11 protein-coding genes and 1 riboswitch are annotated in these 14,911 nt (G+C 48.1%); of the genes, 1 reads left to right on the top strand and 10 read right to left on the bottom strand.

Going from position 1 to position 14,911, the window contains the following annotated elements:
• Position 1 precedes the first annotated feature (1 nt).
• The 10 genes from ybgF to RF679_RS14080 all read right to left on the bottom strand — a co-directional run bounded on the left by ybgF (position 2) and on the right by RF679_RS14080 (position 12,612).
• Positions 2 to 763, bottom strand: a complete 762-nt coding sequence (gene ybgF, locus RF679_RS14035) for a tol-pal system protein YbgF (RefSeq protein ID WP_309481259.1) — start codon at positions 761 to 763, stop codon at positions 2 to 4.
• Between the two features lie 157 nt (positions 764 to 920).
• Positions 921 to 1,448 carry a peptidoglycan-associated lipoprotein Pal gene (pal, locus tag RF679_RS14040; RefSeq protein WP_309481260.1) on the bottom strand — a complete coding sequence of 176 codons (528 nt, stop codon included), beginning with the start codon at positions 1,446 to 1,448 and terminating at the stop codon, positions 921 to 923.
• A 76-nt stretch (positions 1,449 to 1,524) separates the two neighbouring features.
• A complete protein-coding gene (gene tolB, locus RF679_RS14045) occupies positions 1,525 to 2,808 on the bottom strand; it encodes a Tol-Pal system beta propeller repeat protein TolB (protein ID WP_309481261.1) in 1,284 nt (427 codons plus the stop codon).
• A gap of 6 nt (positions 2,809 to 2,814) precedes the next feature.
• Positions 2,815 to 3,672: a cell envelope integrity protein TolA gene (gene tolA, locus RF679_RS14050; protein WP_309481262.1), complete on the bottom strand. Its 858-nt coding sequence runs from the start codon at positions 3,670 to 3,672 to the stop codon at positions 2,815 to 2,817.
• A 160-nt stretch (positions 3,673 to 3,832) separates the two neighbouring features.
• Positions 3,833 to 8,203 carry a translocation/assembly module TamB domain-containing protein gene (locus RF679_RS14055; RefSeq protein WP_309481263.1) on the bottom strand — a complete coding sequence of 1,457 codons (4,371 nt, stop codon included), beginning with the start codon at positions 8,201 to 8,203 and terminating at the stop codon, positions 3,833 to 3,835.
• 62 nt (positions 8,204 to 8,265) lie between these two features.
• Complete coding sequence (locus tag RF679_RS14060; RefSeq protein ID WP_309481264.1) at positions 8,266 to 10,164, bottom strand: autotransporter assembly complex protein TamA; 1,899 nt, start codon at positions 10,162 to 10,164, stop codon at positions 8,266 to 8,268.
• Complete coding sequence (locus RF679_RS14065) at positions 10,164 to 10,613, bottom strand: ExbD/TolR family protein (RefSeq protein ID WP_309484020.1); 450 nt, start codon at positions 10,611 to 10,613, stop codon at positions 10,164 to 10,166. Before RF679_RS14065 ends, RF679_RS14060 begins: the two co-directional genes overlap by 1 nt.
• A gap of 11 nt (positions 10,614 to 10,624) precedes the next feature.
• Entirely contained in the window at positions 10,625 to 11,320 is a 696-nt protein-coding gene (gene tolQ, locus RF679_RS14070; protein ID WP_309481265.1) for a protein TolQ, read from the bottom strand.
• Between the two features lie 106 nt (positions 11,321 to 11,426).
• Positions 11,427 to 11,843 carry a tol-pal system-associated acyl-CoA thioesterase gene (gene ybgC, locus RF679_RS14075; RefSeq protein ID WP_309481266.1) on the bottom strand — a complete coding sequence of 139 codons (417 nt, stop codon included), beginning with the start codon at positions 11,841 to 11,843 and terminating at the stop codon, positions 11,427 to 11,429.
• Between the two features lie 16 nt (positions 11,844 to 11,859).
• Entirely contained in the window at positions 11,860 to 12,612 is a 753-nt protein-coding gene (locus RF679_RS14080) for an SDR family oxidoreductase (protein ID WP_309484021.1), read from the bottom strand.
• A 509-nt stretch (positions 12,613 to 13,121) separates the two neighbouring features.
• Positions 13,122 to 13,254: riboswitch (ZMP/ZTP riboswitch) on the top strand.
• Positions 13,255 to 13,357: 103 nt separating this feature from the next.
• On the opposite strand from RF679_RS14080, the gene glyA reads away from it, so the two are divergent.
• On the top strand, positions 13,358 to 14,605 hold the full coding sequence (gene glyA, locus RF679_RS14085; RefSeq protein WP_309481267.1) for a serine hydroxymethyltransferase: 1,248 nt from the start codon (positions 13,358 to 13,360) through the stop codon (positions 14,603 to 14,605).
• Positions 14,606 to 14,911: the final 306 nt, after the last annotated feature.

The raw sequence follows: 14,911 nt of genomic DNA on the forward strand, positions 1-14,911 counted from the left end.
ATTATTTTGTCAGAGGCAAGCGACTCTTCGCTGCTTGCGCGGCATCCGTACCTGGGAATTTGGCCATGACCGCTTCCAATGTCTTACGCGCTTCCTTCTTATCCTTCAAATCAATCTGACATGCTGCAATATTCAACATGGCATCGGAAGTTTTAGGGCTGTCAGGATAGTTTTTCAACAAGGTTTGCAATGCCGAAATCGTGTTCTTGCAATCACGTTGTGCATAATAGGAGTTACCCAACCAATACTGCGCTTGGCTCGAGAAAATCGAATTGGCGTAACTGACGTTAAAACTCGTGAAGGCGGCCGCTGCGTTCGCGTATTGACCTGCCTTATACAAATTCATCGCCGCATCAAAAGCTCTTTGTTCGCTTTGCTCAATCGTCACCTCACGACCATCGACACTTAATTTTTTCGGTTCAAGTGCCCGCAAACGTTTGTCCAAATCGTTGTAGAAGTCTTGCTGACGCTTCTGCGCATTGGCGAGCTCGTTCATCAACACTTCAATTTGGCCGCGCAGAGCTGCGATTTCAGAGCGCAATTGTTCGTTCTGATTATTCAAATCGAGCAAACTCGTCTTATCAGCCTTTTCATCCAACTTCGCATCAAGTTTAGTGTTCAATGCAGTGATCTTGGCGCGCAAATCCAAAATGGCTTTACGTGCTTCCTCGTCATCGAACAAGCCAGGCCCCGCCAACGCAGGCAAACTCAAGCATGTAAATAAACCGACTAGTACGTGCTTACGAAGCTTCAACAAATTCATTTTCCACCCTCATTTTCAGTCAAACCAAACAGAAAGCATCTCAGTACACAAAAGTACATGATCCCAAAACAAAACGGACTTTGCAGTATGACACCGCAAAGTCCGTTTGATAAGTCTGTCTTACGACAATTCTACTTAATCATCCAAAGTGGATCGATTATTTTTTGTAGATGATGTCAGAACGACGATTTTGAGCCCAAGAAGCTTCATCGCTGCCAGTTGCACGTGGTTTGTCTTTACCCAAAGACACCGCTTCAACTTGCGCTTCTTTCACGCCCAACAAAGCCAATGCCTTACGCACTGCTTCTGCACGTTTTTGACCCAAAGCGATGTTGTACTCACGGCCACCGCGTTCGTCAGTATTACCTTGAACCAAGATAGAACGATTTGGGTTTGCAACCAAGAATTTTGCGTGGCCTTCGATGACTGGCTTGTACTCATCTTTGATATCGTACTTGTCATAGTCGAAGAACACTTCTGTTTTCACACCTTGTGGACCATTTGTTGTATCAACTACGTCAGCTTTAACTGTTTTTACTTCTGGCTTCGGTTCTTCCTTGACCATCGGTTTTTCAACAACTGGTACTGGTTTTGGTTCTTCTTTGATTGGTGTGCTGCACGCAGAAAGCAAAGCTACGCTTGCAATCATCATAGCCAATGTCTTCGATACAGTAGTGAAACGCATAAATTTCTCCTGTTAATAAATTACAAACTTCAAATCCAATTTCTTGCAAATATATCGTAAAACTAAAAACACGCTATTATTTCACAAAAGGACCCCAAGTGGGTTCCCGAATATCGGCTGCCTGCAAAGAAAGTTTTTGTTTGACCTTGCCATCAATTGACACAATACCAAGACTCCCCTTGCGACCAATCTGCGTTGCATACAGCACGTAGCGGCCATTTGGCGCAAAACTCGGAAATTCATCGCGTGCCGTATCTGACAAACGTAGTTCCTGTCCATTCACCAAATCAAGTGCATAGACTTGATCGCCGCCTTCGCGACGCGAAATATAGACCAATGTATTTCCATCTGGCGAGATACGTGGAGAAATATTAACGCCCCCCTTAAAGGTTAAACGCTTCACCTCACCACCACTCGCATTCATACGATAAATCTGAAAACCACCACTGCGGTCGCTCACAAAATAAATGCTCTTACCATCGGGAGAATAACGGGCTTCCGTGTCGATGCTGCCGCTCGTGGTTAAGCGCTGCAAGCCTGTTCCGTCTGCATTGATGGTGTAAATTTGCGAGATGGCATCCTTCGACAAGGAGATCAGCAATTTGGAACCATCGGGCGACCACGATGGTGCGGAGTTATTTCCCTTGAAGCTAGCCAAGGTTGTGCGTTGACCTGTCATCAAATGTTGAATGTAAATGACTGGCTTCTTGAGTTCCAAGGAAACGTAAGCGATTTTAGTGCCGTCTGGAGACCATGTTGGCGAGAAGATCGGCTCCTTCGAAACTAAAGCCACTTGCACATTTTCACCATCAGCATCAGCAACTTCGAGATGGTATTCATTACCAATTTTCGTTACATAGGAAATGCGTGTGGAGAAGATGCCTGGCAAGCCTAATAATTTTTCATAGACATCATCTGCGATTTTGTGGCCCGTCAAACGCAACTTATGGCTTTGCGCATCCATTTGAAATCCAGACAGCATGCTGGCTTTAAGCACATCATAGAGCTTATAGCGCACATCAAAACGACCTTCCGCATTTTTGGTGACACTACCAACCACCAAAGCTTCAGCGCCTTTATTTTTCCATTGATCAAAACTCACTGTCGCAGTTTCAGAAATCGCGACGCCAGTTTCGATCACACGAAAGTAACCACTGCGATTCAAGTCATCGCGAATAATCGTGCTCACCAATTGCGGCGACAATTCTTCGTTGGCGAAAGCCGCCACTGCGACCGGAACTTGAGTCGAGCCGACACCGGACACTTCAACCCGCAATTGAGCCTGCGCAGTGCCAGCAGTGAGCCAAGCAAAGGCACCACCGAGTACGAGGAAACGACGAAATAATGAAGGGATTTTCATAAATTCCTATTCTTTCATTTTATGAACATAAACAAGACTTGCTGGTACCTCGCCGGACTTATCACGTGGGAAAGGTACTGATTTTTCAATGGCTTTTTCGACCGCATCATCAAACGCCGGGTTACCCGATGATTTGGTCTTCTTCAGCGGCCCGCGCAAAGAACCATCCGGGAATAAGTTGATGATGAACTCCACGGTTGGATTATTCGACGAGGTATCCGTCACAGAGAAAATCGTATTCGACTTGACTTTAGCGCCAATTTTGGCCAGATAACTAGGATCGCCACGGTTATTACCCGTCGATTTCAAAGCGTCACCCACACCGCCACTACCCACTTTAGTCGCCTGCGCTTCGAGACGTTTTTTATCATCTTCAAACATCTTATCGCGCAAAGCTTTTTCTTTCGCCAGACGTTTCTTTTCGTCTTCTTTCTCTTGCTTCTCTTGCTTCTCTTTTTTCAGCTTTTCAGCAGCGATTTTTTCTTTTTCTTTCTTGCGTTCTAACTCTTCATCCGCGATACGTTTTTTCTCTGCGGCCAAGCGCTTGCGCTCTAACTCCAAAGCAATCTCTGGATCTTCTTTTTGAACTTCAGGCTCAACCGGTTTAGGAGGCTCTACTTTTTCCGGTTCAACTTGCGGAACCTCTGGCGTCGGCAAAGGTGCTGCTTGGCGCGAGGTCAGGTCCCAGACTTCGACTTCTTCGTAGTTGGTTTGCTTACTCTGCCACTGCACACCAAACCAGAGAAATGCAAACAAGGCGACGTGCATCAAGGCGGCCAGTCCGAGCGAACCCCACGATGTCTCTTGATAGACTCGCCCGCCTACACCATTGCTGTTCATTGCATTAAAGGTAAATTCACTCATTCTTTGACTTCTTACTCAAGCGCATACGCTATCAAGATCGGATTTAGGCTGCATTATAGTCTGAGGTAATGCAAAACCTTGGCTTTCAATAGAACGATCTATCTGTAACGCTGCTAAACAAATTTCGGCTGACCGACATAGACATTAGCTGGTATTCACCCTAGTTAAAGGAAAAACTATACTTCACATCGAGACTGACATCCGTTCCAGAGCGCGCCACCAAGCGCACTCGCCGTCCCAATTGCCAACTTGCCTTCAGGGCGCTGCTCGCGTCTGCCATACCTCGTTCAATCGACACCACTAAGCCTGGTTTCAAACGCCATCCGATATTCAAAACACTATCGTTATTGACTGCGCCAACAGTGGTTTCGCCGGCGATAGTCTGACTCGGAAGTTTGGACGAGCCTCCATTTTCGGCGGGACCGATCGAAAATTCATCAAAGCCCAAACCTTTCGCCAACTCCTTGGGGATATTTCCTGAACCGTCAGTTCCAAATAAAGCGCCAGCCGCAGTCAACAGGAGCGATGCATCGTTCACGCCAAGTTGATCCGCTTCACGTCCCAAAATCAACCATGAAATCTTGTCGTTGTCTGGCACATTGGGCTCAGACACCAAACGTACCTGTGGGTTGGCCACATTACCTGTGACCTCCACGCCAGCCTCGACCAACAAGCCTTTTCGCAGAGCGCGCACATTCAAACTCGGATTATTGGGCGGCCCTTGGAATTTAAGGATGCCACGTTCAATTTCAAGTTGTTGACCATAGCCTTCATATTGCCCGCCATTGGTCGCGATCGATCCACTGGCCTGCCACGTACTATTGTCGTTCATACGCAAACGCATGGTGCCGGTCAGTGCGGTATTTAATCCGCGCCCGACGAAAACAAATCGAGGCCCCATATCAATCTGTAAGTCGACCCGCGTCCTAAAATTTTTCCGCTCATCGAGTTCGCTCGTTTCCGGATCCAGCTTTAAGTTTTGGTTGAGTACCACATCACTCGACAGACTTGGCGGTGGCAGTTTCGGCAATCGAAAATAGGCGCCGTCCGCCCCTAACTTACCAATCAAAGACCATAACCTATCAGTTTGAGTAATCTTGGCATCACCACTCATCACCAACCATCGATCTTTGCGCTGCAACACTGGAAATTTTTTCCATTGCATTCCAATCGCGCCACTATTATCGAGCCAATTGATTTCGCCGGAGGCAGTAAATTCACCTTCCTGCCCCATCCAATTTAAGTCTCGAGTTTGCTCCAGCTTAGGAATAAAACTGATCTTGTTACTGAAACGCAGCTGCTGCAGCTTAATGTTTTTCTCCGTGAGTTCAGCGCGTAACACCCCATTCGGGAATAAGAGGCCTTCCGAAGCGACCGCCAATTCCAAACCGTTTCCTTCAACGCTAGCGCGATAAGTTGGTTTGCCCATCTTGCCGGCGATGCGCGCGTCAACGTTTAAAGAACCTTTCAAACCAAATTCTGCACTCAGTTGCGCCGCCAGCCATTGCAACTCAGGCAGACTCGCACTCAAGGCTCCACTCACTGGCGCCTCTGAATCAAGTATCCATTTCTCGTCGCGTTGACGTAATTCGGTCTCCAATTTCGCTTGCCACTGACCGAGGCGCTTGCCATTCGCGTTGAACTGCATACTGACTTTTTCTGCGTCCGTACCAGCGATTAGGCCTCCTGCAACGACGGCAAATCGAAGGTCGTTTAAGCCCATATACATCGGCTGACCAGTACCATCAGCATCATTCAAATACAAATCACCCGCTTGGCGTTGCAACTCAAACTTGCCCTTGGCACTCCCTTTTAGTTGAACATCCCAACTTGCACCTAAACGAAGATCTCCCGCGATGAAATGCTGCGGCTTCCACAGATTGGCAATCTCCATCACTCGTAATTCGTCTAAACTGCCGCGGGTCTGCATAGAACTTGGAGTCCACTCAAACTGATCCAATTTAAGCTTACCAATCACGCCGCTAAAACGTCCGCCATCCAAGGCAATACGTTCGCGCGACAATTCAACACCCATCGGCGCATCGAGTTGAAGATCATTGGTTTCTTGACGACTGCCGTTGCCAGCAAAGCCTACCAATTTGAATTGTGCGAAACGGCCCTTCCACTTGGCATCGTGCCAGCTACTTAGTTCAAGGTCCCCCTCACCGCGCAATTCGGTTTTATGACTCCGATCGAATCGCGTCTGCAACTGAAATTGATGATTTTGTCGTTGCCCGTTGACTTGAAAGCGCAATTCTTCGACCAAGCTTCGCTTCTTCTCAACGACCTGACCATCTGGACTCGATGCATTCAAATCGATGCTCGCGCTATAGAGATCTTTCGCTTGCAAATCGAGTTGCACAGCCCCCTGACGTCCAGGCTCAGAACGCAAATGTAATTCACTACTACCTAGGCGCCATTGACGGACCGAGGCGTTTTCAAGTTTCGCATCAGTTTGCATACTAAGTGCGTCAAATCCACCGCTGAATTTACCTTCTGCCTCGAGCTTGCCCGCAATAGGAATACCGAGAAACACCGAGAACAATTGCAAATCATGCGCTCTCGTTTGCCAACGTAATTCATCCCCAGCTTTACCGAGTGCACCCGCCGCAGTCAGATTATTTTTACCCCAACTCAATTCAGCTTGATCGATTGAGAGACTTTGATCTTCAACCCAAGCGAACTTCGCGAGTCCCATCAATCGATGCCCATTCCATTCGCCATTCAACTGATTAAGCTGTGCCTGCAGAACCGTTTTCGGTGTCAGCGTGCCGGATATTTTAAGTTCAGTATCGATACGACCGGCTGGAAGTTTGCCCCACAGTGATGGATCAAATTGAAATAAATTGCCTTGCAGCTCAAACTTTTTGGCGCCTTCAAAACTGATGTCTCCTTGCCCGGCGAAACGAGATTGATCCGCTTGCAAGTCAATTTTCTCAATATGCAAGCTGCCATTATTGCCAGCTGCATTGAATTCAAAACTAGCGCGGCCGTCGAGACGATTACGGGCATCACTCGCCTGAAGCTGGAAATCGATAAAACGAGCGCGTTTGGTTTGGATCTGCAAATCACCTTTGATTTGCGTCTTACGCAAGCGGCTATCAAATTGCAGTAGATCGATATTCTCAGCACGCAACTGCGCATCAAGGGCCGGTTGGGCGTGCGCACGTATCTCAAGGCTTGCCTTCCCATTGAATTCACCGCTCTGCATTTGCAAGCTGAGATCTTGCATACTGATTGCATCATGCCGCCACTCGACCAAGGCCTTAGCCGCCTTAAACGGTATGCCATGCTTATCAAAACTTTGCGGCTTCGCATTCTCGACGACCACCTGCCCTTTTAGGAAATAGGGTTCGGCGCTCGCCGTAGGGCTTCCATTCGCGTTCGAATTTTTATCGGGATGGTTGTTTGACTTTTTCGCCACCTCACTTGCAGACAACTTGGCTGTGCTCTGAAACGCTTGCTTCAACTGAGCTGGCGCATCCTTGTTCTTATTTGGCATTGGCACAGGTTCAGCCAAATTGCTCGATAGGGATTGCAAATCCGCTTGGACATTCAACAATGCGGCCGGAGCATGCGGATTTAAATGTGTCAGGTCGAGGCCCTGAACACTGACTTTTGCCAAACGTAAGCTATGTTCGGCGAATGGTTTAAGTTTGAATTCAACGTGGCCACGCGCACCAAGTTTCTCATCACCTTTACTTTTAGCAGCGGGACTCGACGCTACCGCCGTCGCATCTTTAAAAGTTTGCACTAATTGAGCGCGCGCATTCAGATCCAATAGATTGCCGTCAAATTGCAAATCGGCTTTCACTTCTGGAATATCTGGATGAGCTTGGCCTTTGTATTGCCCGATCAGGTCAATCGCGAAAGGACTTTGCATCGACAAGTTGCCCTGCGCTTGAAATTGCCCCCAATCACTTACAGCACTTGCTTGCACCTGGTAACGCGCGTTTTCGGCTTTACCACTCGCTGTCATCGCACGTAGGCCGAAATAACGATGCTCACTTCCATCGGGTAACCAGTCAGAAAAATGAAGTTGCCCCAAGGCTGCTTGCTCAATCTTGACATCAAAGGGAAGATGCAGATCTGCGGGAGCATGCGTTGGCGTCGAACTCGGCTTGGAGGACACTTTCACTTGCGAGGCCTGCGCCTTCGAGATATCAAGCACGCCGCTCAGTAGGGACCATGGTCGCCATTCGAGCTCCAAACCTGAGATCACAACGATTTCTGTCTGATTCTTAAATTGTACTTCAGCAATCTGTATGCGATCCGCAAGTCGACCACCCACTTGTTGAAACTGCAGGGAAACCGGACTCAGACGTTCAACCAATCCCAAAGCAAAACGCGTCCCACTTGTGGTCTGAAAAATCCATGTGAGCCCAAGCACGAGCATCACTAAGATAGCGAGAATAAACTTCACGCAGGCCCAGCCCAAGCTTCTTCTGGGTACCTTGATCACAGCTTCCGCGGAGCTCGGCTGCGGCTGCTGATTCGTCGCTTGTGTGGATTCTTGAGACTCAGTCTGCATGATTCATCATCCAAATCTTAGCGGTCATAAGCCTGCATTCTTGCGTCAATTTCTGTTCCATTTTAGAAGGCAATCGCGATGGAAAAATCGAGGCGTAACTTGCGCGTCTTATTGCCATAAGCAAGATCGAGAGCAATTGGACCAGCCAAAGTCTTAACGCGTGCGCCCACACCAAGACCTTGTTTTGCTTGAAAGCTCTTCCAATCAACGGCAGCGTCACCACTGTCAAAGAAACCCGCTATGCCCACCGTATTATCCAGCCAGTGAATGTACTCAACACTCGCGACCCCAACAATGCGTCCACCGAGTACTGCTTCACCCGACTTCACACCCAAACTTTGATACGCGTAACCACGGACGCTGGTGCTACCACCCGTACGGAATAAGTAACCATTCGGAATATTATTCGCACTGCTACTAAAGACTTTACCTAACTCAGCACGCAACAAAACCGTGTCTCGCTTCCCCACCGGCAACCAATATTGATACTTCCCATAGGCCCGAATAAACGATTGGTCCGACACCAAGGCTTGATTAGAGATCAAAGTTTCGAATTGCGCACGGTGTCCAACACGTGGTGCAAACACATCATCCACACCACGCCAAATCCAAGCGATACTGGCCACCAGGGCTTGACTCTTATTATCATTGCGCAGACCGGCAGCGTCGGTATAAATCGCCTTTTCTTCAGAATACTTTGCGCCCAAGGTTTGTTCGACCGAGCCCGAAGTTGTACTGCGTTTCACTGCAATCGCAGAGCGAGTTTGTAGTAAACCTTCGATATTACTGCGATCAAACAGCACGCCAAATGAATCAAGGCGGCGCTGATCAGTTGGAGGCAAATAAAAATCGGCATAGCTCAATTGCTGTTTCTGTTCGAGTCGCACAGCACCGCGCAGATCCCACAAACGATCGAACACATTTCTGTCGCGGTAGGTCACCTCGGTGCGAAAACCCGTATTGGAACTATAACCAGCGCTTAAGCCCAAATCGCGCGTTTGTCGCTCACTCAGCACCACCTCAATCGGCAATGCGCTTGCCTTACTAGCGTCGGGCTCAACGTTAAAACTCACCGTTGAGAAATAAGGAGAATTTTGGAGGCTACGCTGAAATTCAAGAAGGCGAGGACTGGAATACGGCTCGCCTTTCTTGGGTGGATTGAATCGCTCCAACAACCAATAGGGGTAACGATCCAAGCCTAGGACTTGCAGATCGCCGAAATAAAACGCGGCGCCGCTATCGATTTCTACTTCCAACACTGCGGAGAAAGTTTCAGCGTCAATACTCGCTTTACTGTCGGTTAAGGTCGCACCTGCATAGAGATTCGCGTGGAGTGCTTCAAGAATTTGCGTCTTTGCTTCGCTCCAATCACTTTGCTTAAACGGCGCATCCTTGGGAAGCAACCAAGCTTGCACAAGCGCGTCACGTTTTTGAATCGCCGCGCTTTCACCTGCAGCCACAGCATCCGCGAGCGCACCGGTAAAACGAATTTGCACTTCTTTGATGAGCGTTTGGGTACCCGCGAGGACTTCGACGTCAATCAAATTGCCATCACTAGATTTTTGGAATCGCACTTGCGGTGAAAAATATCCCTCCGTCGCTAAGATCGAAGCGATATCGGTCTGTAGCTTACGCAATAAACTCGGTGTGACAAATTGGGTTTCTGCGGACGAAGATAAAACTGGAATGTGTTCTTGCAGCAAATCACCCAGTTTGCCACCCAGCCTGCTCAAACGCAGTCGGCTCTGCCCGGGGGAAATAAACTCTTGCGTAGCATCATTGGCTTGAGGTGACATGGAAAGCTTGGCAGCATCATTCTTGCTAGTGTCTGTTTGTACCTGCTTAGTTTCTTGCGCCTGCCCTACCAAGGCAAATGTAGTCAAACCGCACAAGAGAAATTCACGTCCCAATAGTGAACGTGGATTCCTTTTGCTACCAGAATACTGCGTTGGCTTCATCATTATTTCGTCGCAAGCCCGACACGAGAGATACCTAATTTCTTTGCTTCAGAAATTACTTGAATGACTTCATCGTATTTGATTTCTTTATCAGCAGAGACCATCACCGAAATTTCGGGTTTGGCTTGATGGTACTCCTTCAATTTCTGCATCAATTGTTTGCGATCAGCGACCGATTCTTTGGCCTCTTGTCGACTATTACCATTCGATTCGCCCTTGCTGACGATACTGATCGTCGCCGACGCATTGGGAGCCAAGGCTATTTCGATGTAATCGGCGGGTGGCTTGGTTGATTGCCCTGCGGTGGGCAAATTGATGACACTAGGATTCGTCATCGGCGCAGCCACCATAAAAATCACGAGCAACACCAACATCACGTCAATGTAAGGAACGACGTTAATCTCGGCTTTAAATTTGCGTTTGCGTTCGCCACGAAGTGAACTCATTTTGATTCACCCTGAAATTAACGAGACTGACGTTGCAAAATATTCGAGAACTCTTCAATGAAAGTTTCAAAACGAATCGAGAGACGATCGATATCGTGCGAGTACCGGTTATATGCCAACACCGCTGGAATCGCCGCGAACAGGCCGATCGCGGTCGCGACCAAAGCTTCAGCAATACCAGGCGCGACCGCCGCCAAGGTCGCTTGCTGTACATTCGCCAAACCACGGAAGGCATTCATAATGCCCCATACCGTACCGAACAAACCAATGTAAGGCGAGACCGAACCAACCGAGGCCAAGAACGACAAGTGTGATTCCAAATGATCCATCTCGCGTTGGAAGGAAGCGCGCATTGCACGACGTGCACCATCCAACATCGCACCAGCATCGAGACCCGCTTTATTGGCAGCTTTTACTTTGTGATATTCGTTCATACCGGCTTCGAAAATACGTTCCAAAGCACCGGTTTTATCACGCGCACCGCGATGATTCGCGACTGCTTGTTGATACAGTTCGACAAGATTGCCGCCCGCCCAAAAACTGCGTTCAAATTGTTCAGTCTGCGCCCGTGCCTTCTTGATCGCAAACATTTTGCTAAAGATATAGTTCCAACTCATGATGGATACACCGAGCAAAATCGCCATCACAATTTGTACCAGTGGCGATGCATTCGTCACTAGGGTCACAATCGAAAGATCTTGAGTAACTGTCATAGTAAATTCTTCAAAAACAAGACTACAAAAATCAAAATAAAACCGTTAAGTGTGGCGTCGATCAAAGACCATGTTCACCAAATTAAGAGAGCAAAGCACTCCTGCATTAGTTCGCTTCAACACCACGTAATAAAGCCACCATCTCATCGGGTATTGGTACTGGACGCCACGCAGCTTTATCCACCCAACATGCAGTCAATCGGGCCGAGGTCAGCAATCGCTCACCACAATATACTTCCTGATAAAACACCAATGAAGCTCGTCCTACTTTTTCGACCGCTGCCGTCACATGAAGTTCATCGTCGAGACGAGCAGACGCATGATACTCGACATTGGTCGCTTTAATCACAAACAAAGCTCCATAACGATCGAGCAAAACAGAAGATTCCAAACCAATGGTGCGCAGCCATTCGGTCCGAGCACGCTCGAAAAATTTGAGATAGTTTGCATAGAAAACGACACCACCTGCATCCGTGTCTTCGTAATACACCCGAACTGGCCAAGAAAAGCTATTTGCTGTCATGCTTTCGCCTTCACTCTTATGCAGGATCACGTTGCACAGCCAAGGGACCGAAGCCTTGGCACATCGGCATCATTTCGATGTAATTGATGTTGATGTGCGCTGGCAAACTTGCCATCCAATAAGCGGTTTCGGCGATATCAACTGCCGTCAATGGTTGCGTGCCTTGATAAACCGCAGCCGCTTTCGCGTCATCACCTTTGAAACGCACATTGGAAAACTCTGTTCCACCGCACAGGCCAGGGGCAATATTACAAGCACGCACGCCTGTACCAATTAAATCGGCACGCAAATTCAAAGTAAACTGATCAACAAACGCCTTAGTCGCGCCGTAGACATTGCCTCCTGGGTAGGCAGTCGATCCGGCGATCGAACCGATGTTGATAATCACGCCGTTCTTACGCTGCACGAAATGCGGTAACAGAGCACGAGTCATGCGCACCAAGCCCTTGTTATTGGTCTCGATCATGACTTCCCAATCATCGAGATCAGCTTCTTGAGCGGGAGCAATCCCCAAAGCCAAGCCTGCGTTATTAATCAACACGTCGATATCGCGCCATTCCGCGCTTAAACCCGACAACATCGTTTGAATCGATGCCTTATCCGTCACATCCAACTCGACCGGTAAAACTTGTTCGCCTAGTTCTTTTTGCAAATCCAGCAAGCGATCAAGACGCCGCGCCGCAGCGATGACACGATGCCCTTGTTGAGCAAATTTACGGACCATCGCCTCGCCAAAACCAGAACTTGCTCCCGTCACCAATACCACCATCATCAATTTACCCTCGATGCGCATGAAAAGGCGTCATTTTAAAGCTTTTTGTCTATAAAGTCGCTGAACCGAATGCGCATTCCAATGCGCCGAGATAGTGAATCCTAAGGTAGCGCCGCGCAGGACGAATGCGATCATGTGGCGATGCCTTTGAGGCAAACAGAGACACATCATGACCACCCAAATCAAACGCATCGTTCGCCATGCCTACATATTGGATGAACTGACCAACACCGCTTCACAAACGCTTAGCAAATTCACCATTTTATTGTCACTACAGTTTTGACCTGCACCATGTTGTCCAGCATTGAGATCCCGACAAATACTTCTCCCCGCGCCGACCAACCACATTTTCTCATTTAAATTCAGGTAGTTACAAAACGCGAACCAGTAAAAACACAAACCAGAGGTGGTGCAAAAGGCAAGATTTCACATGCTTTTATGAAGCGTTTTTTGCAGCGCACAAACTTGCTCTAAGTGGGCAGCTCAAGTAAAATTCGCACACCATTTTTGTCTCACGCAACTGGCGAAAATGCGGTGGACTTTTTATCCAAAAGTTGCCGCAGAAGATGGAGTTCCATCGTGAAGCGTGAGATTTGCAGAGTCGTGTTTTGATTCTGGCCGTACGCCTGGGTATCTCGATGGTAAAAGTGATTGAGACTTGTATCAGCAAGCATTCGCATTTTTACGTATCAGTCCCAATCTCGCATTTTTCATTTTTCACGCTTTTTTCAACAGGAAACCCATGTTCTCCAAGAATCATACTCTCGCTAATATCGATCCAGAATTGCTCGCCGCGATTCAAGCCGAAAACGTTCGTCAACAAGAGCACATCGAGTTGATCGCGTCTGAAAACTATACTTCGCCAGCCGTCATGGAAGCGCAAGGTTCTCAATTGACCAATAAGTATGCTGAAGGCTATCCAGGCAAACGCTACTACGGTGGCTGCGAACACGTCGACGTGGTTGAGCAATTGGCGATTGATCGTTTGAAAAAGATCTTCGGCGCAGAAGCTGCGAACGTTCAGCCTAACTCTGGCTCACAAGCCAACCAAGGCGTCTTCTTCGCAGTGTTGAAACCAGGCGACACCATTATGGGGATGTCGTTGGCCGAAGGTGGTCACTTGACCCATGGTATGCCATTGAATATGTCTGGCAAATGGTTCAACGTGGTTTCTTACGGTTTGAACGACAAAGAAGAGATCGACTACGAAGCCATGGAACGTTTGGCACGTGAATCGAAGCCTAAGTTGATTATCGCTGGTGCATCCGCATACTCCTTGCGCATCGACTTCGAACGTTTCGCCAAAATCGCGAAAGAAGTCGGCGCCTATTTCATGGTCGATATGGCGCACTATGCTGGCTTGATCGCTGCAGGCGTTTATCCTAACCCAGTACCACACGCTGACTTCGTCACCTCGACAACGCACAAGTCTTTGCGTGGCCCACGTGGCGGTATCATTTTGATGAAAGCCGAACACGAAAAAATCATCAACTCCGCGATTTTCCCAGGCTTGCAAGGTGGTCCATTGATGCACGTGATCGCTGGTAAAGCGGTCGCCTTTAAAGAAGCTTTGGAACCAGGCTTCAAAGCGTACCAAGAACAAGTCGTGAAGAACGCTGATGCTTTGGCAAAAACTTTGATCGAACGTGGCTTGCGCATCATCTCTGGTCGCACAGAATCGCACGTGATGTTGGTTGATCTGCGCTCTAAAAACATCACAGGTAAAGCAGCGGAAGCAGTATTGGGTTCTGCTCACATCACTTGCAATAAGAACTCGATTCCAAACGATCCAGAAAAACCATTCGTGACTTCCGGTATCCGTTTGGGCAGCCCTGCATTGACTACACGTGGCTTTAAAGAAGCAGAAGCGATTAAGATCGGTCACCTTGTTGCTGATGTGTTGGACAATCCAAACGATGCAGCGACAATTGAGCGCGTGAAGGCGGAAGTGAAGAAATTGACCGACGCATTCCCCGTGTACGGCAACTAATCAGCGCCCCGCTCTTCAGGATCCGACTTAAACCCGTGATTCTGCAGTCGATGCGTTTCAAAACAAAAAGCCACTTAGAGCAAAATCTAAGTGGCTTTTTTTAATCCGTGCCCATTCGAAGCTTTGCGCGATTCAAGCGCTCCTCATACTATTCAAGCTTTACATTGCATCCATGAGCATTTAGAAATGACGCGAGTTCGACAGTAATGTCGCATTTTTCTCTTTTTACAATAATTCACTGCCTTTTTTACACTTCCTCAACTCGCTTGCCTTGAGAAACGATAGAATAAAACCAAATCAAAGAGA

Source organism: Undibacterium cyanobacteriorum (assembly GCF_031326225.1).
Classification (GTDB): Bacteria; Pseudomonadota; Gammaproteobacteria; order Burkholderiales; family Burkholderiaceae_D; genus Undibacterium; species Undibacterium cyanobacteriorum.